This window comes from Curtobacterium sp. MCBD17_008 (assembly GCF_003234475.1).
GTDB lineage: Bacteria > Actinomycetota > Actinomycetes > Actinomycetales > Microbacteriaceae > Curtobacterium.
This window is the reverse complement of the sequence record NZ_QKTK01000012.1, coordinates 73224-97467: the sequence shown is the minus strand read 5'-3', so window position 1 is coordinate 97467 and position 24244 is coordinate 73224. Positions and strand designations below refer to the sequence as shown.

At 72.2% G+C, this 24244-nt stretch carries 23 protein-coding genes; 12 read left to right on the top strand and 11 right to left on the bottom strand.

The window, feature by feature from the left end; all coding sequences use genetic code 11:
- Positions 1–27 precede the first annotated feature (27 nt).
- Positions 28–1176: an NAD(P)-binding domain-containing protein gene (locus DEI95_RS12175; protein WP_111060390.1), complete on the bottom strand. Its 1149-nt coding sequence runs from the start codon at positions 1174–1176 to the stop codon at positions 28–30.
- A 162-nt stretch (positions 1177–1338) separates the two neighbouring features.
- Between DEI95_RS12175 and DEI95_RS12170 the strand changes: the two genes are divergently transcribed.
- Positions 1339–1545, top strand: coding sequence for a DUF3073 domain-containing protein (locus DEI95_RS12170; protein WP_110823512.1), 207 nt, complete (start codon positions 1339–1341; stop codon positions 1543–1545).
- Between the two features lie 492 nt (positions 1546–2037).
- Here DEI95_RS12170 and purM read toward each other — a convergent pair whose 3' ends face one another.
- On the bottom strand, positions 2038–3132 hold the full coding sequence (gene purM, locus DEI95_RS12165; RefSeq protein ID WP_111060389.1) for a phosphoribosylformylglycinamidine cyclo-ligase: 1095 nt from the start codon (positions 3130–3132) through the stop codon (positions 2038–2040).
- Positions 3133–3203: 71 nt separating this feature from the next.
- Here purM and purF point away from each other — a divergent pair, with 71 nt between their 5' ends.
- Complete coding sequence (gene purF / locus DEI95_RS12160; protein WP_110823510.1) at positions 3204–4661, top strand: amidophosphoribosyltransferase; 1458 nt, start codon at positions 3204–3206, stop codon at positions 4659–4661.
- Between the two features lie 89 nt (positions 4662–4750).
- Here purF and DEI95_RS12155 read toward each other — a convergent pair whose 3' ends face one another.
- Positions 4751–5212, bottom strand: a complete 462-nt coding sequence (locus DEI95_RS12155; protein WP_111060388.1) for a hypothetical protein — start codon at positions 5210–5212, stop codon at positions 4751–4753.
- Between the two features lie 104 nt (positions 5213–5316).
- On the opposite strand from DEI95_RS12155, the gene DEI95_RS12150 reads away from it, so the two are divergent.
- A complete protein-coding gene (locus DEI95_RS12150; RefSeq protein WP_111060387.1) occupies positions 5317–7893 on the top strand; it encodes a LuxR C-terminal-related transcriptional regulator in 2577 nt (858 codons plus the stop codon).
- Between the two features lie 279 nt (positions 7894–8172).
- Here the strand turns inward: DEI95_RS12150 and DEI95_RS12145 are convergent, their stop codons facing one another.
- Positions 8173–8532: a sterol carrier family protein gene (locus DEI95_RS12145; RefSeq protein WP_110823507.1), complete on the bottom strand. Its 360-nt coding sequence runs from the start codon at positions 8530–8532 to the stop codon at positions 8173–8175.
- A gap of 57 nt (positions 8533–8589) precedes the next feature.
- On the opposite strand from DEI95_RS12145, the gene purD reads away from it, so the two are divergent.
- Both purD and DEI95_RS12135 read left to right on the top strand, forming a co-directional pair.
- A complete protein-coding gene (gene purD / locus DEI95_RS12140) occupies positions 8590–9858 on the top strand; it encodes a phosphoribosylamine--glycine ligase (RefSeq protein WP_111060386.1) in 1269 nt (422 codons plus the stop codon).
- Positions 9855–10733 (top strand): phosphoribosylaminoimidazolesuccinocarboxamide synthase, encoded by an 879-nt coding sequence (locus tag DEI95_RS12135; protein ID WP_111060385.1) that lies wholly within the window; start codon positions 9855–9857, stop codon positions 10731–10733. Before purD ends, DEI95_RS12135 begins: the two co-directional genes overlap by 4 nt.
- Positions 10734–10865: 132 nt before the next feature.
- Here DEI95_RS12135 and DEI95_RS12130 read toward each other — a convergent pair whose 3' ends face one another.
- From DEI95_RS12130 to DEI95_RS12120, 3 genes are all read right to left on the bottom strand, one after another.
- Positions 10866–12068, bottom strand: coding sequence for a GAF domain-containing SpoIIE family protein phosphatase (locus tag DEI95_RS12130; RefSeq protein WP_111060384.1), 1203 nt, complete (start codon positions 12066–12068; stop codon positions 10866–10868).
- A 125-nt stretch (positions 12069–12193) separates the two neighbouring features.
- On the bottom strand, positions 12194–12826 hold the full coding sequence (gene lepB / locus DEI95_RS12125; RefSeq protein ID WP_111060383.1) for a signal peptidase I: 633 nt from the start codon (positions 12824–12826) through the stop codon (positions 12194–12196).
- On the bottom strand, positions 12823–13353 hold the full coding sequence (locus DEI95_RS12120; RefSeq protein WP_110890736.1) for a hypothetical protein: 531 nt from the start codon (positions 13351–13353) through the stop codon (positions 12823–12825). Before DEI95_RS12120 ends, lepB begins: the two co-directional genes overlap by 4 nt.
- Before the next feature lie 106 nt (positions 13354–13459).
- Between DEI95_RS12120 and DEI95_RS12115 the strand changes: the two genes are divergently transcribed.
- The 3 genes from DEI95_RS12115 (at position 13460) to DEI95_RS12105 (ending at position 15816) form a co-directional block, all read left to right on the top strand.
- A complete protein-coding gene (locus DEI95_RS12115; protein ID WP_111060410.1) occupies positions 13460–14239 on the top strand; it encodes an SDR family oxidoreductase in 780 nt (259 codons plus the stop codon).
- A gap of 44 nt (positions 14240–14283) precedes the next feature.
- Positions 14284–15183: a VOC family protein gene (locus DEI95_RS12110; protein ID WP_111060382.1), complete on the top strand. Its 900-nt coding sequence runs from the start codon at positions 14284–14286 to the stop codon at positions 15181–15183.
- A 66-nt stretch (positions 15184–15249) separates the two neighbouring features.
- Positions 15250–15816, top strand: a complete 567-nt coding sequence (locus DEI95_RS12105) for a GNAT family N-acetyltransferase (protein WP_111060381.1) — start codon at positions 15250–15252, stop codon at positions 15814–15816.
- A gap of 148 nt (positions 15817–15964) precedes the next feature.
- On the opposite strand, the gene DEI95_RS12100 is transcribed toward DEI95_RS12105, so the two are convergent.
- Positions 15965–17470 carry a catalase gene (locus DEI95_RS12100; RefSeq protein ID WP_110890739.1) on the bottom strand — a complete coding sequence of 502 codons (1506 nt, stop codon included), beginning with the start codon at positions 17468–17470 and terminating at the stop codon, positions 15965–15967.
- 121 nt (positions 17471–17591) lie between these two features.
- Complete coding sequence (locus DEI95_RS12095) at positions 17592–18116, bottom strand: Fur family transcriptional regulator (RefSeq protein WP_111060380.1); 525 nt, start codon at positions 18114–18116, stop codon at positions 17592–17594.
- Between the two features lie 165 nt (positions 18117–18281).
- On the opposite strand from DEI95_RS12095, the gene DEI95_RS12090 reads away from it, so the two are divergent.
- Both DEI95_RS12090 and DEI95_RS12085 read left to right on the top strand, forming a co-directional pair.
- Positions 18282–19622: an acyltransferase gene (locus DEI95_RS12090; protein ID WP_111060379.1), complete on the top strand. Its 1341-nt coding sequence runs from the start codon at positions 18282–18284 to the stop codon at positions 19620–19622.
- Positions 19623–19748: 126 nt separating this feature from the next.
- Positions 19749–20579 (top strand): cytochrome c oxidase assembly protein, encoded by an 831-nt coding sequence (locus DEI95_RS12085; protein ID WP_309146543.1) that lies wholly within the window; start codon positions 19749–19751, stop codon positions 20577–20579.
- A gap of 242 nt (positions 20580–20821) precedes the next feature.
- Here the strand turns inward: DEI95_RS12085 and DEI95_RS12080 are convergent, their stop codons facing one another.
- Positions 20822–22519 (bottom strand): DHA2 family efflux MFS transporter permease subunit, encoded by a 1698-nt coding sequence (locus DEI95_RS12080; RefSeq protein ID WP_375342354.1) that lies wholly within the window; start codon positions 22517–22519, stop codon positions 20822–20824.
- On the bottom strand, positions 22516–23124 hold the full coding sequence (locus DEI95_RS12075) for a PadR family transcriptional regulator (RefSeq protein ID WP_258367590.1): 609 nt from the start codon (positions 23122–23124) through the stop codon (positions 22516–22518). The genes DEI95_RS12080 and DEI95_RS12075 overlap by 4 nt, the downstream gene beginning before the upstream one ends.
- A gap of 139 nt (positions 23125–23263) precedes the next feature.
- Between DEI95_RS12075 and purS the strand changes: the two genes are divergently transcribed.
- Both purS and purQ read left to right on the top strand, forming a co-directional pair.
- Positions 23264–23512 carry a phosphoribosylformylglycinamidine synthase subunit PurS gene (gene purS / locus DEI95_RS12070; protein ID WP_110823495.1) on the top strand — a complete coding sequence of 83 codons (249 nt, stop codon included), beginning with the start codon at positions 23264–23266 and terminating at the stop codon, positions 23510–23512.
- A 2-nt stretch (positions 23513–23514) separates the two neighbouring features.
- On the top strand, positions 23515–24210 hold the full coding sequence (purQ, locus tag DEI95_RS12065; RefSeq protein ID WP_110823494.1) for a phosphoribosylformylglycinamidine synthase subunit PurQ: 696 nt from the start codon (positions 23515–23517) through the stop codon (positions 24208–24210).
- The last annotated feature ends 34 nt before the right edge of the window (positions 24211–24244 follow it).

Here is a 24244-nt window from a genome sequence, read left to right as displayed (position 1 = left end):
GCCAGCGGTGCGGTCCACCGCTGTCGGTCACGCCCGAGCGGGTGACCGCTCCCCGTCGTCCGCAGCCAGCACCGCCAGGACCTGGCGGGCGATCCGACGACCGGCGCGGTTCGCACCGATGGTCGACGCCTGCGGGCCGTACCCGGCGAGGAAGAGGCGCGGTTCGGCTCCGGCACGCCCGTCCTCCACGACGACCCCACCGGCCTCGGTCCGCAGGTGCAGCGGCGCGAGGTGCCGGAGGTCCGCGCGGAACCCGGTCGCCCAGATGACGGCGTCGGCGTGCACGTGCTCACCGGTCGCGGTCTCGACGCCGTCCGCGTCGAGCCGGACGAACATCGGCTCGGGCTGCAACAGCCCACGCGCCAGGCCGCGTCGGATCCGCGGTGAGACCGGGAGGCCCGTCCCGCTGACGATGCTCGGCAGCGTCCGTCCCGCCTTCGCTGCCCGGTCCTGGTCCTCGACGGCCGCCACGGCGGCGCCGAGCGCGAGATCCGGGTCGTCGGACCAGACCACCGGGCGACGGGTGAACCACCGCGTGGTCCGGGCGACGCCGTCGAGCTCGAGCAGGAAGCCGATGGCGCTCGTGCCACCACCGACGACCACGATGTCCTGCCCCGCGAACTCCGACGCGTCGCGGTACCCCGTCGTGTCGAGCTGACGGCCCCGGAACACGTCGCGACCCGGCACCCACGGCACGAACGGTGTGCCCCACGTACCGGAGGCGTTGACGACCACCTCCGCGCGGATCACCCCGGTGGTCCCGTCGTCGTCGCGGGTCTCGACCACCAGCGCGGGCGTACTGCCAGCCGGACCGGACTCGACCTCGCGGCGGACCGCCGTGACGGCGACGGGGCGACGCACCCGGAGGTCGTGGTGCTCCTCGAACCGCCGGTAGTACTCCGCGACGACGTCACGGGCCGGACGTGAGCGGTCCGCGTCGTCGAAGTGCAACCCCATCTCGTGCATGCCCGGCAGGTCGTGGACTCGGTGCGCGAGGCCGAGCCGGAGGGCCTCCCAGCGGAACTGCCACGCGCCTCCCGTTCCCGGAGCACGGTCGAGGACGACCAGGTCGCGGCCGGCGGTCAGTCCGGCGCGCTGGAGGTGCCAGGCGACGGAGAGGCCCGCCTGGCCCGCGCCGATCACGACGACACGGGCGTGTTGGTCGGCGGTGCGCATCACCCTCGATTCTGCTGTGCTCGGGACGCGCCGGGCGAAGTCGGCAACGGGGTACATGGTAAAGTGGCCGACAGATTTCAAACCACGAACCGTCTGTTCTTCCCGGGTGCACACTCGTCGCCCGCCGAGACCGGACACGAGCCGACACAGAGGGGGTCACGCATGGGGCGCGGCCGTCAGAAGGCGAAGCACACCAAGGTCGCCCGGGAGCTGAAGTACTTCAGCCCGGACACGAACTACGGTGCTCTCGAACGCGAACTCTCCGTCGCACAACAGTCGGACGAGCCCGACTACGTCGACCGCTGGGCCGACGAGTTCGGTGACGATGGTGACCTGGAGAACCAGACGGACACGAACAAGTCCGCCTGACCTCCCGGTCTGACGACGCCGCGCTCCTCCGGGGCGCGGCGTCTCGTCGTGCCCGGGCTGATGCGTCGTCGGGCCTCCGCTGCGGCACGCCGTGCCGGCCTCGCCTCCGCCGAGGTTGCACGATCTGCCGCCGCGCGGGCATCCGCCGAGGTTGCACGATCTGCCGCCGCCGGGCCTCCGCCGAGGTTGCGCGATCTGCCGCCTCCGGGCATCCGCCGAGGTTGCACGATCTGCCGCCGCCGCGCGCCGGTGGCGGCCGCTTCTGCGACCTCGACGGAGCGCGCATGGCGGGTCGTGCGACCTCGACGACGCCGCGCGCGGTGAGTCGTGCGACCGGGGCGACCTCGACGACGCGCGGCACCGAGGAGGTTCCGCAACTCGCCGTGCGCGGGACGTCCCGGTTCCGCGAACGCGGGATCTCGCGCGCCGAGGTTCCGTGATTCTGGAACCTCGGGGAGCGGGCTGCCGCGGGGCGGTACCGGGCGGGGCGCCTCAGCCCGCGTAGGACCCCACGAGGCGCACGGCCCCGCCGTCGACGCCCTTGGCGCCCTGCTCGAACCCGGTCAGGTCGCGCGCACCGGTCGACACCGAGCCGACCGTCCACGCGGGCAGTCCGGCTGCCCCGAGGGTCGCGATGACCTCGTCCGCCGCGGCACCGGACACGACGGCGAACATGCCGATGCCGAGGTTCCAGGTGCCCTCGGTGTCCTCGATCGGGGTGCCGGCCAGGTCGGCGAGCACGCGGAACACCGGCAGCGGCTGCCAGGTGGACCGCTCGACCTCGACCCAGGACCCGACGGGCAGCACGCGCGCCAGGTTCGCCGCGATGCCACCGCCCGTCACGTGCGAGAGCGAGTGCACGGCACCGGGGTGCTGCTCGATCAGGTCCAGCAGCGGGGTCGTGTACAGGCGGGTCGGCTCGAGCAGGGCCTCCCCCACCAGGCCGCCGAGCTCCGGCAGCGTGTCCGTGTAGCCGATGCCGCGCTGGCCGAGGACGTGCCGGACGAGCGAGTACCCGTTCGAGTGCAGGCCGGAGGACTCGATCGCGATGACCGCGTCGCCGTCCTGCACGAGGTGCGCGCCGAGCTGCGAGCCGGCCTCGACCGCGCCGACCGCGGCACCGGCGACGTCGTAGTCGTCCGGACCGAGCAGGCCGGGGTGTTCTGCGGTCTCGCCACCGACGAGCGCGGTGCCCGTGGCCGCACAGCCGCGGGCGATCCCGGCGACGATGTCGGCGATCCGGTTCGGCACGACCCGGCCGCAGGCGATGTAGTCCGTCATGAAGAGCGGCTTCGCGCCGACCACGACGATGTCGTCGACGACCATGCCGACCAGGTCCTGCCCGATGGTGTCGTGCTTGTCGATGGCCTGCGCGATCGCGACCTTCGTCCCCACGCCGTCGGTCGAGGTCGCGAGCAGGGGACGCTCGAAGTCCTTGAGGAACGAGACGTCGTAGAGCCCGGCGAAGCCACCGACGCCGCCCAGGACGGACGCGTTGTGCGTCGCCGAGACGGCGGACTTCATGAGCTCGACGGCCAGGTCACCGGCGGCGGTGTCGACACCGGCCTCGGCGTAGGGGTTGGGCATACGTCGTCCTCCGCTGGGCATGGCAGACTTGTTCGGTACCACCCGATCCTACGGTCTGGAGCACCCCGCGAATGTGCGGCATCGTCGGCCTCGTTGCGCAGGGGCCTGCAAACCAATCCATCTACGACGCACTGCTCCTCCTGCAACACCGGGGACAGGACTCGACGGGCATCGCCACCGTCGACGGGCACGTGCACCACATGCACAAGACCCGTGGTCACGTGCGCGAGGCCTTCCGCACCCGTGACATGCGGGCGCTCCTCGGGACCATGGGTCTCGGCCACGTCCGGTACGCCACCCGTGGCGCCGCGACGAACGAGGAAGAGGCCCAGCCGTTCTACGTGAACGCGCCCTACGGCATCGTCCTGGTCCACAACGGCAACCTGACGAACACGCGTGAACTCACGCGGGAGCTGTTCGACATCGACCGCCGGCACCTCAACACGACCTCGGACACCGAGCTGCTCGTGAACGTCCTCGCGCACGAGCTGCAGGGCCAGGTCCGCGGCAAGCACCTGGACCCGGGGCAGGTGTTCGACGCCGTCGAGCGCGTGCACGAGCGGGTCGAGGGCTCGTACGCCACGATCGCGACGATCGCCGGGCACGGCCTGCTCGCGTTCCGTGACCCGTTCGGCATCCGTCCGCTCATCCTCGGGCACAAGTTCGACGACGCGGGGAAGAGCGAGTGGGTCGTCGCGAGCGAGTCCCTCGTGCTCGAGTCCGGCGGCTACGACATCGTCCGTGACGTCGCTCCCGGCGAGGCCGTCTTCATCGAGATGGACGGCACGATGCACGCCCGACAGTGCGCGAAGGATCCGCGGCTCGTCCCGTGCGCCTTCGAGTACGTCTACCTGGCCCGTCCGGACTCCGTGATGAACGGCATCTCGGTCTACGACGCCCGTCTCCGTCTCGGCAACCGCCTGGCCGACACCATCGAGCAGTACGCGCCGACCGGTGACATCGACGTCGTCATGCCGATCCCGGACTCGTCCCGACCGGCAGCGATGCAGGTCGCGCAGAAGCTCGGCATCGAGTACCGCGAGGGCTTCTACAAGAACCGCTACGTCGGCCGGACCTTCATCATGCCGGGCCAGGCGGAGCGCAAGCGCAGCGTCCGACAGAAGCTCAACGCGATGTCGTCCGAGTTCAAGGGCAAGAACATCCTCATCGTCGACGACTCGATCGTGCGGGGCACGACGAGCCGCGAGATCGTCGAGATGGCCCGTGCCGCCGGCGCGAACGAGGTCACGTTCACCAGCGCCGCGCCGCCGGTCCGCTACCCGCACGTCTACGGCATCAACATGCCGACCCGTGCCGAACTGATCGCGCACGACCGCAAGATCCCCGAGATCAACACGGTGCTCGGCAGCGACCACCTGATCTACCAGGAGATCGGCGACATGCGCGACGCGATCATCGAGGGGTCCGACGTCCCGGACCTCGAGATGAGCTGCTTCACTGGCGAGTACGTCACCGGCACGGTGTCGCCGGAGTACCTCGCCTGGGTCGAGGCGAACCAGCTCAGCTGACGTCGGTCCGGAGCGTCGGGACCACGGACTGGAGGCCCGTCACCAGCTGGTGACGGGCCTCCAGTCCGTGTGTGGTCGCGACCGCAGCCTCAGCGCTCGGGGTGCCCCTGGTCGTCCGCAGTGGGCTCGGCCGTCGCGTCGGTCGGGGACGCCGGGCCGGTGGCGGGGCCGTCGTGGTCCTCGAGCTCGCCGTCGACCGTCTCCGGGACCGGGTCGACCGTGACCCGCTCGGCGGTCAGGCTCGCCGCTCGGCGGGACGACACCCGGTCGAGGACGACCGCGACGAGCGCACCGACGAGCATGCCGATCGAGACGCCGTAGAGGCCGAAGTACCCGACGAGCCCGGCGAAGCCCGTCGTCTCCTGCTGGTCGCCGCGGTCGAGGCTCATGGTGAGCGCGACGACGACGACCGTCACGAGGAAGCCGAGCACGGCGCCGCCGAGGATGAAGACGCTGAAGCGTGGGGCGCGTCGGATGGTGACCTGGTCCGGGGAGGTGACCACGTCGGGTGCCGGGACCGGACGCTGGTCGGGTCGATCGGTGTCGCTCACCGTCCCATTGTCCCCCACCTTGGGAGGAGGCTCGCGCGGCAGTTCATCCACTGGACGCGAGATGATGGTCCGGTACCGCGGGGTGTCGAGACGGGAGGTGCGCGATGGTCGACGAAGCCGACCCGGGTGACCGCCGTCCGACGCGGGCTCCCGCCCGGTTGTCATGGCCGGTGCTCCGCCGCCGAGAGGAAGACCGGGCCGTCGCGGTCGTCGCCGATCACCGGTGGAGCGTCGCGCTCGTCGGTGCGCCCGGACTCGGGAAGACCACCGTCGCCGCCCGCGTCACCGACCGCGTGGTCCGACGAGCGCCGGACCCGGCACCCCTGGTCGTGCCGATCACCGCGGTCGCCGCCGGTTCCTCGATGCCGTTCGGTGCGGTCTCGGACCGGTTCGGCGACGTGCTCGGCGACGACCTGACGGAACCCGTCCCGGCCGAGGAACTCCTGCGCCGCGCGGCCCGGGCGGAGGGTCGGGAGCTCGTGCTGCGGGTCGACGACGCGGACCTGCTCGACGCGCTGTCCGCCCGCTACGTCGCGTGGCTCGTGCGCGACCACGGCGCGCGGCTCGTCCTCACCTGCCGCGACTTCACGGCGCTGGCCGAACCGCTGCGGGCGCTCTGGCAGGACGACCTCCTCGAGCGGATCGACCTCGTGCCGCTCGACGTGGACGAGACGTCCTCGCTCCTGGAACGCGCGCTCGGTGCCCCGCTGGAACCCGCCTCGGTGGAACAGGTGCACCGGGCGACCCAGGGCAACCCGCTGTACCTGCGCGAGGTGGTGCGTGCCGGTCTCGCCTCCGGCGCGCTCGAGCACACCGCGCTGAGCTGGTACTGGCGCGGGCGGGTCACCGCGTCCCACAGCCTGGCCGACATGTACCGGACCGAACTCGCCGCGCTCCCCGGCGACCTGCGCGACGTCGTGGAGATCGTCGCGCTCGCCGAGCCGATCCCGGTGTCCCGCCTGCTCGCCCTGGTGGACGGGAGCGACCTGGACCGGGCGGTCGGCCTCGGGTTCGTGCGGATGGACTCCACGGGCACCGGCAGCCCGGTCGCACGGTCGTCCCACCCCCTCGTCGGCGACGTCGTCCGGGCCCTGGTGCCCGTCGCCCGACGGACCGCCCTGTTCGCGCGGGCCAACGCCTTCCGCACCGACCGGCAGGAGGGCGCACCGCCGGCGGCACGTCTCCGCGCGATCCTGTGGGCGCTCGAGTGCGGTGTCCTGCCGCCCGTCGACCAGTTGCTCGACGCAGCGCGGATCGCGAACGGCCTCCAGGAGCACGAGAGCACGATCGCCCTCACGTCCGCCATGCTCGGGGCGGTCCTCACGCCGACGGAGCGGGTCCGCACCCACTGCCTGCGCTCGCTCGCCCACGGGTACAGCAGCGGACGCGAGGCCGGCCGGGTCGACGCCGAAGCCGCCTGGGGCCTCGCCACGTCCGGCGCCGACGTCGACGACGTCGCGGTCGTCGAGGCGTGCGAGACACTCGCCAACCTCCGGCAGTTCCACGACGACGACGCCGCGTCCGCCGTGACGCTGACCGAGATCGCCGTCGCGCACGTCGGCCCGGCCGCGCGCGAGCAGCTGCGCGTCCTGCGGCTCTCGCACCTCGGGTGGGGCGGCGAATTCGCCGAGATCCGACAGGAGATCGAGCGCTCCGGGGTCCTGCACGCCCCGGCGATCCCGCGGTCCTTCCTGCCCATCGCCGCGTGCGCCGTGATGGCCCTCGGCACCGGTGGGCGGCTGGACGACGCGATGCGACTGGCCCACGCCTGCCTGGCGACCGCCACGGTCCACCTCGAGGACTCGCCGTGGACCGTCGGGGAGGTCGTGTCGGTGCTGCACCAGGTCCAGGTGTGGCGCGGGGACATCGCCGAGATGGTGACGCAGGTCCCGCTCATCCGGGCCGACCCGTTCCTCAAGTACGACTTCACCCTCGAGCTCTTCGGCATCGGAAACCGCGCACTCGGGGAGCGACGGTGGTCCGACGCCGTGACGGCCTTCACCGCCGCGTGCGAGCGGTACGAGGTCATCGACCCCGGCGGCTTCTCGGCCTACGCGTGGTCCCGTCTGGCCATGTCCCAGGCGTACGCCGACATGCCGGACGCAGCAGCCGAGTCCGTGGAGCGGGCGCGGACCACACCGCTCCGTGCCATCCGGATCCTCGGCGACCAGATCGAGACGACGATCGCGTGGACCGAGGCGCTGCTCGGGAACCCGTCCGGGCTCCGGCGGGCCGACGAGATCATCGCGCGCGGGACGGCGGCGGGTGCGTGGACCCACGTGCTCTACGCGCAGACCCTGCACTACGCGATGGACGCGATGGCCGGTCGGGACACCGCCGCGTCCCTCGCGCGGATGCAGGACGCGGCCACCCGCGTCGACGGGCCCCTGGCCGCGGCGATCACCGGGTACGCCGACGCCCTGCGGTCGGGTGACCGCGCGTGGATCGCCAGCGCCCAGGCCGACCTGGCCGCGTGCGGCATGGCCGTCACCGCGGGCCGGACGAAGCAGCCGCTCACGAAGCGCGAGTACGAGGTGGCCGAGCTCGCCGCCCAGGGGTACTCGAACCGGCGGATCGCGGACCGACTCGGGTTGTCGGTCCGGACGGTGGACGCACACATGTCGCGCGTGTTCGCGAAGTGGGACATCCGGGCACGGTCGGAACTCGTCGAACTCGTCTGAACACCGACCCGCGCACGGAACGGTCTGAGCAGGACGGAACGGTCTGGGCAGATCGCAGAAGAAGTTGCGGGATGCAGCACGACTCGCCGCTGCCGTTGACACACCGCGCCCGGTTTCGCGTAGCGTGGAATGCGTCGCCGGGTTCGGACCCGTTCGGGTCGGGTCCGAATCCCGGCGGCTTCACCAAGGCTAGAGAAGCGGGTGCACGGTCCACATCGGTAGGACCTACCTAATTCCTCCGGGTACCGAGACCGACGGGCGTGTCACCACGCCGCCGGGTCAGGGCAGGCGGACCGGCAGGAACGCGGCGATGTCGGCCCGTGAACCGGACGCGCTGACGCGGCGGGTGGTCTCCGGGTCGTCCCAGTGCTGCCGACCCGTCGCGAGCGCGAGCCACGTCGTCGCGTCCGTCTCGACCACGTTCGGCGGCGTGCCCCGCGTGTGCCGCGGTCCGGGCACGGCCTGCACCGCGGCGAACGGCGGGACCCGCACCTCGACGCTGTTGCCGGGCACGTCCTCGGCCAGGCGCTGCAGGGTCCAGCGGACGGCCGTCGCGATCGAGGAGCGGTCGGTCGCGCCGGCGGTGACGGCGTCGAGCGCGGCCCGGCCGACGGCGTCGTCGATGGTCTTCGGCGGCATCCCCACAGGCTAGCCGGTGCACTACGGGCGGCTCATCGGGCTCGGTAGGGTGATCGGGTGCGAATCCTCGTCCTCGGTTCCGGTGCCCGCGAGCACGCGATCATCACGGCCCTCCTGGCAGAACAGGCCGGGCACGTCATCACGGCAGCGCCGGGGAACGCCGGCATCGCCGCCGACGTGGAGACGGTGTCGCTCGACCCCACGAACGGGGCACTCGTGGCGGAGTACGCGCTCGAGAACGACGTCGAACTCGTCGTCGTCGGACCGGAAGCGCCCCTCATCGCCGGCGTTGCCGACCCGCTCCGCACCCGGGGCATCCCGGTGTTCGGTCCCGGCAAGGCCGCCGCGCAGCTCGAGGGGTCGAAGGCCTTCGCCAAGCGCGTCATGGCCGAGGCCGGCGTCCCGACCGGACGTCCCGTGTCCGCCGGCACGGTGGACGAGGCTGTGGCGGCGCTCGACGAGCTCGGTGCTCCGTACGTCGTCAAGGCGGACGGGCTCGCGGCGGGCAAGGGCGTCCTGGTGACCGAGGAGCGCCAGGCGGCGATCGACCACGCGACCTACTGGCTGCAGCACGGACACGTCGTGGTCGAGGAGTTCCTCGACGGGGAAGAGGTCTCGCTGTTCTTCCTCAGCGACGGGCACGACGTCCGACCGCTGTCGCCCGCGCAGGACTACAAGCGACTGTCCGACGGCGACCTCGGACCGAACACCGGCGGCATGGGCGCGTACTCGCCGCTGCCGTGGCTCGACGACCGCTGGGGATCCGAGCAGGCCTTCGTGGACGAGGTCACCGAACTGGTCGCCCTGCCCACCGTCCGCCAGCTCGAGCACGAGGGCACGCCCTTCGTCGGACTGCTCTACTGCGGGCTGATCGTCACCGAGCAGGGCGTGCGGGTGATCGAGTTCAACGCCCGCTTCGGCGACCCCGAGACCCAGGTGGTGCTCCCCCGCCTCGCGACCCCGCTGAGCGGCCTGCTGCTCGCCGCCGCGTCGGGGCAGCTCGGCTCCACGCCACGACCGGAGTTCCGCGACCAGGCGGCCGTCACGGTCGTCCTGGCCAGCGAGGGCTACCCGGAGAGCCCGGTCACCGGCCGGACGATCACGGGTGTCGACGCCGCGAACGCCCGCGACGGCGTCGCCGTGCTGCACGCGGCGACGGGCGCCCTCGACGGCGACCTCGTCGCGACCGGCGGCCGGGTGCTCAGCGTCGTCGCCACCGGGGCCGACTTCGCCGAAGCGCGCGACCGCGCCTACGCCGGCCTGCACGACATCACGCTCCCCGGCGCGCAGTTCCGCACCGACATCGCCGCGAAGGTCGTCCGATGAGCGCCGCCCCGGACGCCCAGGGCTGGCGACACGTCTCCTCCGGCAAGGTCCGCGAACTGTACGTGCCCGCGTCGACGGCAGACGTCGCCGGTGCCACCGAGCTGCTCCTCGTCGCGTCCGACCGCGTGAGCGCCTACGACTTCGCGCTCGAGCCGCCGATCCCGGGCAAGGGCGAGCTCCTCACCCGGTTGTCGCGCTTCTGGTTCGACCAGCTGCGTGACGTCCCGAACCACCTGCTCACCCCGAGCGGGACGACGACGCCCGTCCCGGCATCCGTCGAGGCACGCTCCATGCACGTCATGCCGCTGCGGATGTTCCCCGTGGAGTGCGTCGTGCGGGGGTACCTGGTCGGCAGCGGCTGGGCCGAGTACCAGGAGACCGGCAGTGTCTGCGGTGTACAGCTGCCCGCCGGGCTGGCGAACGGGGACCGCCTGCCGGAGCCGATCTACACGCCCGCGTACAAGGCCCCGCAGGGCGAGCACGACGAGAACATCTCGTTCGAGCGCACCGAGGAACTCGTCGGCCCCGCGGACGCCGCATCGCTGCGTGACCTGTCCCTCGCCGTCTACTCCGAGGCGGCGGCGATCGCCCTGCAGCGCGGTGTGGTCATCGCGGACACGAAGTTCGAGTTCGGCCGCGACGCCGACGGCCTGATCCGGATCGCGGACGAGGTCCTGACGAGCGACTCGAGCCGCTACTGGGACGCAGCGGCGTACGAGTCGGGCAACCGGACGGACTCGTTCGACAAGCAGATCGTCCGCGACTGGCTCAGCGCGAACTGGGACCGCACGGGGACCCCGCCCGTGCTGCCGGACGAGGTCGTCGAGCGGACGGCCGCGCGCTACCGCGAGCTGATCGAGCGCCTCGGCGCCTGACCGCGTCCCGGCCGGCGGGAGACCGACCAGGCAGGCGGCCGACCGGGCAGGCAGCCGATCGGGCAGGCAGCCGTTCGGGAAGGCAGCCGGTCGCGCTGCCAGTCGGTCGCGCTGCCCTCCGGTCAGGCCGGGTCAGGCGTCGCGGGACACGACCACGACGGTCAGGTCGTCACCCGGGTCGTGTTCGAGCGCCCGGCCCCGGACACCGGCCAGGAACGTCGACAGGTCCGGCGACTTCCGGTGGAGCGCGCCGAGCCGGGAGAGCGACGCCAGGGTCGAGTCCCACAGTTCGAGGGCGCCGTCGCTGACGAGCAGCAGGGTGTCACCCGGTTCCAGGACGAGTTCCCCCGCCGCGCGGTCCATCCCGATCGGGTGCAGGCCGACCGGCAGGTCGAGCGACCGCAGCACGGTCTCGGTGCCGTCGGCGTGCAGGTGCAGGACGAGTCCGTGCCCGGCGTCGACGAACGCCAGCCGACCGGTCGCCGTGTCGAGCCGCCCGTGGAACAGGGTCGCGAAGGCCTCGGCGGCGCTGAGGTCCGGGGCGACCTGCTCCTCGAGCCCGGCGACCGCGGTGGACGGGTCCTCGTGTCGGCGGGCGAGCAGGGCGCCGCGCATGCCGGCCGCGAGCAGTCCGGCGGCCATGCCCTTCCCCATCACGTCCGCGATGGTGAGGTCCACCGTGCCGTCGTCGATGCGCCAGTCGTGGAAGTCGCCCGAGACGATGCCGTGCGGGATCGACGTTCCGCCGATGGTCCAGCCGGGCAGGTCGACGGTGTGCGGCTGCAGCCCGGAGAGCACCGTGCGGAGGCGGTCGTCGTCGAGACCGGTGGCGAGTTCGCGCTCCGCCCAGACGCCGAGTTCCTCGAGCAGGGCGACGTCCTCGGGGGCGAGGGCACGCGGGTTCGGGTCGATGAGGCAGAGCGTCCCGACCTTGGTCGCGTCGGCACCGACGTGCAGCGGCACCCCGGCGTAGAAGCGGACGTTCGGGTCGCTGTTCACCATCGGCAGGTCGGAGAAGCGCAGGTCGTCGCGCGCGTCCGGCACGACGACGGGGCCGTCCTGGTCGAGCGTCCGCCCGCAGAACGTGTCCAGGATGGGCGTCGACCCGGGGAACACCTGGTCGGACTGCTGCGACTTGTGGAAGAGCACGTCGTCGCCGGCGAGGTTGAGGAAGGAGCCGGAGACGCCGAACGCCTCTCGGGCGATCCGGGTGATGCGCTCGAACCGTTCCTCCGGGCCGCCCTGCACGACGTCGAGTGCGGCGAGCAGCGCAGCACGACGAGCCGCGACGGGAGCGGAAGCGGGGATCGTCTGCTCGACGTGCTCGGTGCTCATGCGACCACGCTAACGCGGATACCGGACAAGCCCTCTCGGAGTTCACGGAACGCATGACCCCAGTCGACGGGCCACGCGCACGACGCCCCCGGCACCGTGCACCGCGCACCGCGCTCCGCTCGCGCTCAGTCGGCGTCGGGGACCGCGTCCCACTCGTCGCCGTACCGCGACAGCACCGACCAGCGGTCGACCGGCCAGGTGATCACGAACGCCCGACCGACGATGTCCTCGACCGGCACGTTGCCGTGCACGCGCGAGTCGGCGGAGTTGTACCGGTTGTCACCCATGACCCAGAGACGGCCGTCCGGCACCGTGATCGAGAAGTCCTCGCCGGAGACCCGGTTCACGTCCGCCGGCAGGCGCACGTACGGCTCGTCCACCGCGTGCCCGTTGACCGACAGTCGGCCCTGGGCGTCGCAGCACTCGACCCGGTCGCCCGGCAGCCCGATCACGCGCTTGATGAGGTCCTCGCCCTGCCCGGGGGCGAGCCACGCGTTCGGGTCGCGGAACACGACGACGTCACCGCGCTCGAGCGACATGACGTCGGGCACGAGCTCGTTCACGAGGACCCGGTCCCCGACGAGCAGGGTGTCCTCCATCGACTCCGAGGGGATGTAGAACGACCGCACCAGGAACGCCTTCACCAGGAAGGACACGACCAGCGCCGCCACCACGATCACCACGAGGTCGCGGAGGAACCGGGCCGTGGACCGGCCACGGGTCTGCTCGGTCGCGGCCGACGGATCTGTCTCGCTCAATGGGTGACCACGACCTTCACGACGGAGATGACGAGCGCGACGGCGGCGAGCACGAGGCCGCCCCAGAGCCCGAGGAACGACGGCTGCTTGCCGCGGAACCGCTGGAGGAACACCCCGACCAGGCCGATGCGGACGACCAGGATGACGACCGCGGCGGTCTGCGCCCACTCGGCCGGTACCCACCCGATCCACGCGGCCGCGTAGAGGACGGCGGGGATGAGTCCTGAGGTCGCGATCGGGTTGGCGTTCCGGGTGATCACCGCGACGGACTCCCGCCGCGCCGTGTCGTCGGCGGTGTCCCCGATCGCGTGTGCCACGAGGTGCGCGAGCACGTGCGCGAGGTACGTCAGCACCGCCGTCGCGAGCACGGTGAGCACGGCGGCTCCGTGGTGGATCTGCTCGGGCGAGACCGCGATCGCGACGGCGAGCACGGTGATGTTGCCGTAGATGTACGACGACATCCGGTCGCGGACGTGCTCGACCGGCAGGTCCTGGGGGCGTGGGCGACCGCGGCGTTCGGAGGGCATCGGTCCATCTTGGCCCGTCCCCGTCGGGTCGGACCGACGAGCGACCGGGTTCGATGCCAGGGTGGACCGGACCGCGCACCGACGCACGGTCGGGACGGAGGCCCGGATGACGAACCGCAGACCACTCGCCCTGGTGACCGGGGTGGGCCGCCGCGCCGGCATCGGTGCCGCCATCGCGACCCGTCTGGCGGCGGACGGCTGGGACCTCGCCCTGAGCTGGTGGGGTCCGTACGACGAGCGGGTACACGGAGCCGCGGACCCGGAGGGGGTGGACGCGGTCGTGTCGGAGTGCGAGGCCGCGGGGGCTGCCGTGACGCGCCTCCCGGTCGACCTGGCCGACGCCGAGCAGGCGGCCGCGCTCGTCGGCCGGGCCGAGGCGGAGGCGGGCGCTCCGGTGACCGCGGTCGTCATGTCGCACTGCGAGTCGGTGGACTCGGACTTCGCGACGACCACCGTGGAGTCGTTCGACAAGCACCTGGCCGTGAACGTGCGGGCTCCGTTCCTCATCGTGCAGGCGTACGCGCGCCGGCTCCGCGAGGGGGCCGACGCGCCCCTCGACCGGCGACGCGTGATCGCCCTGACGAGCGACCACGTCGGCTTCAACCTGCCCTACGGGACGAGCAAGGGCGCGCTCGACCGACTCGTCGTCGGTGCCGCGATCGAACTCGGGGACGTGCGGGTCAGCGCCAACACGATCAACCCGGGGCCGAACGACACCGGGTGGATGACCGACGAGATCCGGCAGGCCGCCGTGGACCAGACCCCGCTCGGACGCGCGTCGACGCCTCGGGACACGGCCGCGCTCGTCGGCTTCCTGTGCGGACCGGACGGCGGGTGGGTGAACGGGCAGCTGCTCAAGACCGACGGGGGCTTCAGCGCGAAGTGACGCATTTCGTTGACGTGTCACCATGATCGGCACACACTGAGGGCATGCACTCGCAGGACCTCCTCGCCGCGGACACCGGGATGGGCGCCGTCACGCTCCGGGTCGCCGACCTCGACGCGATGACGACGTACTACCGGGACGGCGTCCGTCTGACGGTGCTCGCGCAACAGGGCGGCCGCGTGGTGCTCGGCCGTCCGGCTGCCGGGGACGCGCCGGGCGGACTCACCGTGCCGGTCCTGGTCCTCGAGCACGAGCCGGCGCTCCGGAACGCCGGCCCGGGGCAGGCCGGCCTGTTCCACACCGCCGTGCTCTTCGACACCCGGGCCGACCTGGCCGCCGCCCTGTACTCCGTCGCCACCGGCTACCCGCAGTCCTTCACCGGCAGCGCCGACCACCTCGTCAGCAACGCCTTCTACTGCACGGATCCCGAGGGCAACGGCGTCGAGCTCTACTGGGACCGCGACCGGACGCAGTGGTCGTGGACGCACGGCTCGGTCGACATGGACACCGTGTACCTCGACCCGAACGCCTTCCTGCAGGAGCACCTGACGGCCGAGGCGCTCGAGCACGCCGACGCCCGGCCAGGACGCGTCGGCCACGTGCACCTGTCGGTCGGTGACGTGGCGTCGGCGAAGGCGTTCTACGTCGACACGCTCGGCTTCGAGACCACCGCGGCGATGGGCGGGCAGGCATTGTTCGTCAGCGCAGGCGGGTACCACCACCACATGGCGATGAACACGTGGAACTCGCGCGGGGCCGGACGCCGACAGCTCGCCCTCGGGCTGGGCCTCGTGCGCATCGAGGTGCCGGCCGCCGACGACCTCGGCGCGCTCACCGCCCGGATGCGCGACGCCGGCGTGCAGACCGCGGACGACGGTCGGACGGTCGCGTTCGAGGACCCCTGGGCGAACCGCATCGAGGTGACGACCGCCGGTCGCGGGTGAGTCCCGATCCACCGGCGGCGAGCCCGACCCGCGCGGGCGGCCAGGCGCACCCGGCAGGATGGTGTGATGACTGACGACATCCGGTGGGAGGTGGTCGAGGAGAGCGCGCTGACGCTCACCGACCACGAAGCGATCACGGCGATGCTGGCGCAGGCGTTCCCGAGCTGGTCGCACTGGTACGTCGGCGGCCGGAGCTGGGCGGGGATGCAGCCCGAACGCCGGGTGGTCGGTCGCACCGAGGACGGCGTCGTCCTCGCCCACGTCGGCATCCGGCGGATGTTCATCACGGTCGGCGGTGAGGACGTCCTGGTCGGCGACACCGGCCTGGTCGGGGTCGCACCGCGGCTGCAGAGCACGGGCGTCGGTCGCGAGCTGATGGACCGCGTGCACGACGTCCTCGACGGCCTCCGCGTGCCGTACGGGTTCCTCGGCGCGGGTGAGGACCGGATCCCGTTCTACGCACACATGGGCTGGCACGAGTTCCCCGAGGCGGTCGGCACCTTCAGCGCCTTCACGGCGGACGGCGCCGGCGTCTCGGAGACCGAGCAGGGCGGGTGGATGGTCCGTCCGGTCACGGCCCGGCTCGAGGACTGGCCGGAGGGACCGATCCTCCTCAACGGCCAGCAGGTCTGACGCCGGGGCACCGGACGCAGCCGGACACACGGGAGGCGCGGTGCGAGTCGGACTCGCACCTGGGCCCCCGCCGGCCGGTACCGGAGCGTCGCGCCAGCGGCGGTCCGGCCGTGACCGGCGGGGAGCCTCCCGGCGGTTCCCGCGTCGACTACGCCTCGACGGCGACCGCCTCCGCGTCCTCGTTCGAGCCCGGAGCGGTCGGCACGACGGCGGCGCGCACACGGGCACCGAGGTCGGGGTCGACGTTCGTCCAGTAGGCGAAGACGCGCTCGCGCAGGTCGTCACGCGTCACCTTGGAGACGTGTCCGGCGATGTTGCCGACCAGACGCTCGCGGGCGGCGTCGTCGAGCACCTCGCGGTAGAGCGTGCCGGCTTGACCCCAGTCGTCGTCCTCGGGGTGCAGCGTCGCGGCGGAGCGCTGGAGGGCGCCGTCGGACTCCCACCCGGGGACGTCGTCCGTCGCGTTCGGGTCGGCGTGCGCCCCACCGAGCGTGTTCGGGGCGTACACCGGCACCTCGGCCTTCTGGAAGTCGAAGCGCATGGCGCCGTCCTTGGAGTACGAGTGCACCTCGTTCTTCGGGGCGTTCACCGGCAGCTGCGCGTGGTTCGTGCCGACGCGGTAGCGGTGGGCGTCCGCGTAGCTGAAGATGCGTGCGAGGAGCATCTTGTCCGGGCTCGCCGCGATGCCGGGCACGAAGTTCGACGGGGCGAAGGTCGCCTGCTCGATCTGCGCGAAGTAGTTCTCCGGGTTGCGGTTGAGCTCCATCGTGCCGACCTCGATGAGCGGGTAGTCCGCGTGCGGCCACACCTTCGTCAGGTCGAACGGGTTGAAGCGGTAGCTCGCGGCGTCCTCGTACGGCATGACCTGCACCTTGAGGGTCCAGCGCGGGGTGTCCCCACGCTCGATGGCCTCGTACAGGTCGCGGATGTGGAAGTCCGCGTCCTCGCCGGCGATGCGGTCGGCGTCCTCCTGCGTCAGGGTCGCGTGGCCCTGCTCGGTGAGGAAGTGGTACTTCACCCAGAAGCGCTCGCCCGCGGCGTTGATCCACTGGTAGGTGTGCGACCCGAAGCCGTCCATGTGGCGCCACGACGACGGCAGGCCGCGGTCGCCCATGAGCCACGTGACCTGGTGCGCCGATTCGGGCGACAGGGTCCAGAAGTCCCACTGCATGTCGTGGTTGCGCAGGTGCGAGCCCGGCAGGCGCTTCTGCGAGCGGATGAAGTCGGGGAACTTGATGCCGTCGCGGATGAAGAAGACCGGGGTGTTGTTGCCGACGAGGTCGTAGTTGCCCTCTTCGGTGTAGAACTTCAGCGCGAAGCCACGGGGGTCGCGCCAGGTGTCGGGCGAGCCCTGCTCACCGGCGACGCTCGAGAAGCGGGCGAGCATCTCGGTCTGCTTGCCCGGCTGCAGGAACGCGGCGCGGGTGTACTGCGACACGTCCTGCGTGACGGTGAAGGTACCGAACGCACCACCGCCCTTGGCGTGGACGACGCGCTCCGGGACGCGCTCGCGGTTGAACTGCGCGAGCTTCTCGACCAGGTAGTGGTCGTGCAGGGCGAGTGGGCCGTCGGCCCCGACACCCATCGAGTGCTGGTCGCTGGAGACCGGGGCCCCGCTGTTGGTCGTGGTGGTGGGCGTGTTCTGGTCGGACACGGTTCCTCCTAGGTGGAACGGTTGGATCGGTCGGGGTGGCTCGGGTTGGTCTCGGTGGGCGGCGCCGGACAGCGGGCGCGCCCGAGGGGGGCCTGCCGGGAGGCCCGTGCGACGTGGGCGGTCAGCCCACGCCGGGTGCGGCGACGGGAGGCGCAGCCGCGGAAGGCGTAATCGCGGGAGGCACGGCTGCAGGCACGACGGCACCCGTCGGCTCATCGGCCTCGTCCGCCTGCTCCGCCGCAGCACACTGCTCGCAGATGCCCCAGTAGGTGACCTCGGCGGTGGTGACCGCGAAGCCGTGGGTCTCCGACGGGGTCAGACACGGTGCGTGACCGACGGCACAGTCGACGTCGCCGATCGCGCCGCACATGGTGCAGACGATGTGGTGGTGGTTGTCGCCGGTCCGGCGTTCGTACCGGGCGGGGCTGCCGGCCGGCTCGATCCGACGGACGAGCCCGGCGCCGGTCAGCGCGTTGAGGACGCCGTAGACCGCCTGGTGGCTGGTCGTCGGTAGTTCAGCGGCGAGCGCGCTGACCAGGTCGTCCGCGGTGGTGTGCGGGGACGCCTCGATCGCCCGGAGTGCCGCGAGCCGAGGAGCGGTGACCCGGAGTCCGGCTCCGCGGAGGAGTTCGGTGTCGTCGACCATGCGGAGCCTTTCTCTTGCAGCGTTCAAGACAACGCTCACAGTACACGGCGGATACCCTTCCGACGCCAACGCCACATGGGGGTTGCGGAATACGATGTGTCACGATCCGGTCGCGATCAGCTGAGCATCGCTCGACGGGGGTGGACCGGCCGGTAGCGTCCAGCCATGTCCATGCAGCAGTCCGGCGCGACGCCGGCGAACACCGCTCAGGACGCCCGGGGGACCATCGCGCAGCGGGACCTGGTCGTCGACCTCATCCGGACGGCCTGCGTCGTCCTCGTCGTCGTCGTGCACGTCACGATGGTCGGGGTCGGGTCGGACGCGTCCGGCATCCGGGTCACGAGCCCACTGCAGGAACTGCCCTGGTACGTCGGGGCGACCTGGGTCGGCCAGGTGATGCCGCTGTTCTTCGTGGTCGGCGGGTTCGCGAGCGCCGTCGGATGGCGCAGCACCGTCGCCCGGGCCGGTCACGGCGGCGACCCAGCCCGGGACTTCATCGCGACCCGGCTCGTCCGGCTGTTCCGCCCCGCGGTCCCGCTCTTCGTGGTGCTCGCCGTCGGCCTCGGCATCGCCACCGCGGTCGGGACGCCCGCCGACCTGCTCGGCGAACTCGCCTTCGGCATCGGGTCCCCACTGTGGTTCCTGGCGGCGTACGGCATCACACAGTGCTGCGTCCCGGGCATGGCCCGGCTGCACGCGCGTGCGCCGTGGCGGACCCTGCTCGCGCTGCTCCTGCTCGCGGCCGCGATCGACTCGGTCCGCCTGGCGTCCGGCATCGTCGAGGTCGGCTTGCTCAACCTCGGCCCGGTGTGGCTCTTCGCCCAGCAGCTCGGGTTCCTGTGGGTCGACGGCTGGTTCGCCCGACGGTCCCGGCTCCTGCTGCTCGGCATCGCCGGCCTGGCGTACGCCCTGCTCGTGCCCCTGACGTCCGTCGGCCTCTGGGCACCGGACATGCTGCAGGACCTCAACCCGCCGATGCTCCCGCTGGCGTTCCTCGCCGTCGGGCAAGCGTGCCTCGTCCAGCTCGTGCACGCACCCCTGACGCGACTGATGGCGACCCGCCCCGCACAGGCCGTCGTGTTCCTGCTCGGCCGCGACGGCATGACGATCTACCTCTGGCACCTGCCGCTGTTCATCCTGCTCAACGGGGTCGGCCTGCTCGTGGGGCTGCCGTTCCCCTCGCCGGGCTCGGGCGTCTGGTGGGCCACCCGCCCGGTCGCGGTCGTCGTGCTCCTCGCCGCCACCCTCGGTGTCGCCCGCCTGGTCCGTCGCGCCGACCGGCCCCTCCCCCGCCTGACGCCCGGGTCGGACCGCCCGGCGTGGTCCGTGCTGGCGGCCGGCGCCGTGTGCACGATCGGTCCCGCGTTCGCGGTCATGCAGCTCCACCTCTCCTTCCCGCTGGCGCTCGTCGGGGCCGTCGCGATCCCGCTGGGCGTGTGGCTCCTCGCGCGCACGGTGCCGGCGGAGGAGGCGGCGACGCCGGTGCCGAGCGCGGGGCGCATGTAGGGATCCTCATACGCCGGGGCCGTGTCGGGCCTCCCGGCGGGAGGAGGATGACTCCCGCAGCGCGACCCCGGGAGGCACCCCACGCCGTCACCCTCCGAGTTCTGGAGCACCTGGCACGTCGACCCCCTGGCGACGGCGCTGGTCGTCGTCGCGGCAGCCGTCTACGGCCGCTGGGTCCTCGCCGCCCGCCGCCGCGGCGCGCGCTGGCCGTGGTGGCGGACCGTGGCGTTCGTCGCCGCGCTCGGCCTGTTCGCGACGCTGCAGTCCGGCATCGTGGGACAGGACGACCGCCAGCTCCGGTGGGCGTTCGTCCTGCGGCTCGCGACGCTGTTCTTCGCGGTGCCCGCGTTCGCCGCGGCGGCCGGCCCGCTCGCGCTGCTCCGGACAGGAGGCCCGACCCGCCTGTCCGGAACCGCCGACGCCGTCCTGCGGTCCCGTCCGGCACGGCTGCTCGGCAACGCGATCGTCGCGCCCCTGGTGGCCCTGGCCGTGTTCGGCGTCCTGCTCACCCCGCTGGCGGGCGTGCTGCGGCAGTCGTTCCTCAGCGCCGAAGCGGTGACCGTCCTCGTCCCGGTGCTGGGCTTCCTCCTGTTGGCACCGCTGTCCGAGGTCGGGGTGCTCCACTCCTCCGCCTTCGCGACCGCCGAGTTCCTGCTCGCGTTCGTCGAGCTCGTGCTCGATGCCGTGCCCGCGGTCGTGATGCGGGTGAGCAGCCACGTGCTGGACGGTGCCGGCCGGACCGCCCTGCACGTGCCGTGGGCACCGTCGCCCCTGCAGGACCAGCACCTGGCGGGCGACCTGCTGTGGTTCATCGCCGAGGTCGCGGACGTCCCCGTGCTCATCGCCCTGTTCGTCCGGTGGCAACGCTCGGACCGCCGCGAGGCCAGGGCCGTGGACGACCTGACGGACGAGCAGATGGCGGCGCTGACGCGGGAGCACCTGCGGCGTCGATCCTGACGGGGGCAGTGGGTCCCGCGCTGCCGGGCTCCCGCGGCTCCACGCCCCGCGGCTCCCGCGGCTGCGCACCCACGGCCGCGCGCTCCAGGGCCGCGCCCCTCGGCTCGGCCGCTGCGCGTCCGGCTGTTCCCCGCCGCCGTGGTCCCGCGGCGCCGTGGCCGCGCCGCCGGCACGACGGAGCCCCGGCCCCTCGTGCGAGGGACCGGGGCTCCGGCGGCGCGACGAGCGCGGGCGTCGTGCGGCTAGGCGCCCGCGTGCTTGCCGTGGTGCTCGATGGTGGCGAGCTCCTCCTCGGCGGTGGTGGGTGCCGGCGACGAGGCGTGCGCGGCGACGTGGTCCCGCTCCCCCGTCGTGGGACGGCCGCCCGCGACCTGGCCGCCGCCGACCTGACCGCTGTCGGCCTGTCCGGCCTCGACCTGTCCACCGTCGGGCTGCGTGGCGACCGCGCCGGTCTGCTTCCACGCGGCCGTCTGCTTCGGCTTCGTCAGGAACAGTGCCGCGACGATCGCCGCGATGAGCACGACGGCCGGCAGGACCAACGACTGGCCCATCGCCCGCGAGAACGGGTCGAGCAGGAAGCCCGGCAGGGACCCCGTCTGCTCGGCGCTGATGCCGGACCCACCGGACCGGCTGGGGAACTCCGCGCGGATGCGGGCCTCCATGAGGGCAGCGATGCCGGCGGAACCGAGCACCGCACCGATCTGACGGGTGGTGTTGTAGACGCCCGAGCCGGCGCCGGCGAGCCGCGGCGGCAGGTTGCGCGTCGCGGACACGGAGAGCGGTCCCCACATGCAGGCGTTCGCGAGCCCGAGGAGCGCGCTCGGCAGGAGCACCCAGCCCCAGTCGGCGTTCGCGGCGATGAGGGCGCCGAACCAGAACAGCCCGCCGGAGAAGCAGGCGAGGCCGAACGAGGCGACCCAGCGCGGGCTCCAGATGTTCAGCCGCTTGCCGACGTAGGGCGCGAGCGCGGCCGAGAGGACGGCCTGCGGGACCAGGAGGAGCGCGGCCTGCGTCGGCGAGAACCGGAGCACGTCCTGCGCCCACAGCATGATCGGCAACGCGAAGGACGCGATGGCGACACCGACCGCGGTGATCGCGATGTTCGCGAGGGTGAAGTTGCGGTCCGTGAACAGGCCGAGCGGGAGGAGCGGCTCCCCCTTCTGCACGCCCTGCCAGACGACGAACGCGGCGAGCACCACGATGCCGGCGATGATGAGCGACCAGACGGAGATCGGACCGGTGATGGTGCCCCAGTCGTAGGTCTCGCCCTCCTGGATGCCGAAGACCAGCAGGAAGAGCCCGACCGCGGACAGCACGACGCCGAGCAGGTCGAAGCGGTGACGGTTCGTGGCGAAGGACGGCACGAACTTCTGCGCGAGGACGAACGCGACGACGCCGACGGGGACGTTCACGAAGAAGATCCACTCCCAGCCGAAGCCGTCGACGAGCAGGCCGCCGAGGATCGGGCCGACGAGCGAGGCGACACCGGCGACGGCACCCCACAGGCCCATGGCGGCACCGCGGTTCTGCGGCGGGAAGATACGGGTGATGACGGCCATCGTCTGCGGGGTCATCATCGCGGCACCGAGGCCCTGCACGACGCGGGCGAGGATCAGCACCTCGATCGAACCGGCCAGCCCGCACCAGAGGCTGGCGAGCGTGAACACGACGAGGCCGACCTGGTACAGCACCTTGGGGCCGAAGCGGTCACCGAGGCGACCGGTGATGAGGAGCGGGACGGCGTACGCGAGCAGGTAGGCGCTCGTCACCCAGATGACGGCGTTGATGTCGGCGTCGAGGGCCTGGGAGATGGTCGGCGTCGCGACCGAGACGATCGTCGAGTCGACGAGGATCATGAAGAAGCTGACGACGAGTGCCCAGAGCGCTGGCCACGGCTTCTTGCCGTGCTCCAGGTCGGCGGCGGCGGAGGCGGATGTCATCGAGTGGTGTCCTTGCTGTTCTGGAGGTGTTCGTCGGGGAGGGCCGGGCCTTCCCAGGGGATCTGACCGCTGTCGAGGCGGTCGGCGATGGCACTGAGCCACTCGAGTTGCGCGGTGAGCATGGCACGCGCGTACGACACGTCGAGCCAGTAGCGCTCGGCGAGGCCCTTGGCCTGGAGGCCCGCGGCGGCGTCGTCGTACCCGTCGCGCTGCGTGCGCAGTGCGGCGATGCGCGCCCGGAGCGCGGCGACCACGTCCTCGACGGGGAGGTTGTCCACGTGGGACACGGCGAGCCCGAACTGCGGGTACTCGTCCGCCGGTTCGGCGACCATGCGGCGGAGGCCCGCCTCGAGCGCCGTGCGTCCGGCGTCCGTGATCGCGTAGGTGGTCCGTTCGGGCCGGTTGCCCGCACGGTCGGTGCCGACGACCTCGGCGTACCCGAGGTCCGCCAGTCGGCCGACCTGGTGGTACAGCGTGCCCGGTCGGACCTTGACGTTCCGGTCCTCGCGACGCTGCAGCATCGTCTGGAACATCTCGTAGGGGTGCATCGGCGCCTCGGCCAGCAGGCCGAGCGCCGCGAACGCCAGTGGCGTCAGGTCGGGCACAGGTCCTCCGGGTGTTCGATGCCGATTGTTCGAAGTGGAACATACGCCTTGGAGCAGTCATCCACAACTGCCCCGGCGGGTCGTGGGCGGCACCTAGACTGTTCCTGTCCCCACCCGACCCCTGTGCTGGAGTGAACACGTGCCAACGATCGTCGTCGAGGTCATGCCGAAGGCCGAGATCCTCGACCCCCAGGGCAAGGCGGTGGGCAACGCCCTCGCCCGGCTCGGCAAGAACGACCTGACCAACGTCCGCATCGGCAAGCGATTCGAGGTGTCGGTCGACGGCCCCGTCGACGACGCCAAGCTCGCCGAGGTCCGTGAGATCGCGGTCGACGTCTTCTCGAACGCCGTCATCGAGGACGTCGTCTCCGTGAGCGTGGTCGAGTGACGATGCGCATCGGGGTCATCACCTTCCCCGGCTCGCTCGACGACCGCGACGCCCAGCGCGCGGTCCGCCTCGCCGGTGCCGAGCCCGTCGCGCTCTGGCACGGCGACCACGACCTGCAGGGCGTCGACGCGATCGTCCTGCCCGGTGGCTTCTCGTACGGCGACTACCTCCGTGCCGGCGCCATCGCCGCGAAGGCCCCGATCATGGCCGAGGTCATCGACGTCGCCGGCAAGGGCATGCCCGTGCTCGGCATCTGCAACGGCTTCCAGATGCTCGCCGAGGCCCGCCTGGTGCCCGGCGCCCACACCCGGAACGCCCACCAGCAGTTCATCCGGCGCGACCAGGTGCTCCGCGTCGAGAACGCCGACACCGCCTGGACCGCGGGCTTCGACGCGCAGCAGGAGATCACCATCCCGCTGAAGAACGCCGACGGCCGGTTCGTCGCCGACGCCGACGAGATCAAGCGCATCGAGGACAACGGCCAGGTCGTGTTCCGCTACGTCGGCGTGAACCCGAACGGGTCGATCGACGACATCGCCGGCGTCTCGAACGAGCGCGGGAACGTCGTCGGTCTCATGCCGCACCCCGAGCACGCGACGGAGCCCGGCTTCGGCCCGGACACCCGCGCTGCCATGGCCTCCGGCACGGACGGCCTGACCTTCTTCACCTCCGTGATCGAGCGCGCGCTCGTCAAGTGACCGCGACTCCAGCGCCCGCGACTCCAGTGACAGG

Bases quoted from the DNA above. Each gene is read 5' to 3' on its own strand.
- DEI95_RS12115 (WP_111060410.1), top strand. From the start codon at position 13,460: ATGACGAACCGCAGACCACTCGCCCTGGTGACCGGGGTGGGCCGCCGC.
- DEI95_RS12080 (WP_375342354.1), bottom strand. From the start codon at position 22,519: ATGACATCCGCCTCCGCCGCCGCCGACCTGGAGCACGGCAAGAAGCCG.
- DEI95_RS12170 (WP_110823512.1), top strand. From the start codon at position 1,339: ATGGGGCGCGGCCGTCAGAAGGCGAAGCACACCAAGGTCGCCCGGGAG.
- DEI95_RS12110 (WP_111060382.1), top strand. From the start codon at position 14,284: ATGCACTCGCAGGACCTCCTCGCCGCGGACACCGGGATGGGCGCCGTC.
- DEI95_RS12120 (WP_110890736.1), bottom strand. From the start codon at position 13,353: ATGCCCTCCGAACGCCGCGGTCGCCCACGCCCCCAGGACCTGCCGGTC.
- DEI95_RS12090 (WP_111060379.1), top strand. From the start codon at position 18,282: ATGTCCATGCAGCAGTCCGGCGCGACGCCGGCGAACACCGCTCAGGAC.
- DEI95_RS12095 (WP_111060380.1), bottom strand. From the start codon at position 18,116: ATGGTCGACGACACCGAACTCCTCCGCGGAGCCGGACTCCGGGTCACC.
- purF (WP_110823510.1), top strand. From the start codon at position 3,204: ATGTGCGGCATCGTCGGCCTCGTTGCGCAGGGGCCTGCAAACCAATCC.
- DEI95_RS12150 (WP_111060387.1), top strand. From the start codon at position 5,317: ATGGTCGACGAAGCCGACCCGGGTGACCGCCGTCCGACGCGGGCTCCC.
- purM (WP_111060389.1), bottom strand. From the start codon at position 3,132: ATGCCCAACCCCTACGCCGAGGCCGGTGTCGACACCGCCGCCGGTGAC.
- DEI95_RS12175 (WP_111060390.1), bottom strand. From the start codon at position 1,176: ATGCGCACCGCCGACCAACACGCCCGTGTCGTCGTGATCGGCGCGGGC.
- DEI95_RS12135 (WP_111060385.1), top strand. From the start codon at position 9,855: ATGAGCGCCGCCCCGGACGCCCAGGGCTGGCGACACGTCTCCTCCGGC.
- DEI95_RS12130 (WP_111060384.1), bottom strand. From the start codon at position 12,068: ATGAGCACCGAGCACGTCGAGCAGACGATCCCCGCTTCCGCTCCCGTC.
- DEI95_RS12105 (WP_111060381.1), top strand. From the start codon at position 15,250: ATGACTGACGACATCCGGTGGGAGGTGGTCGAGGAGAGCGCGCTGACG.
- purQ (WP_110823494.1), top strand. From the start codon at position 23,515: ATGCGCATCGGGGTCATCACCTTCCCCGGCTCGCTCGACGACCGCGAC.
- DEI95_RS12145 (WP_110823507.1), bottom strand. From the start codon at position 8,532: ATGCCGCCGAAGACCATCGACGACGCCGTCGGCCGGGCCGCGCTCGAC.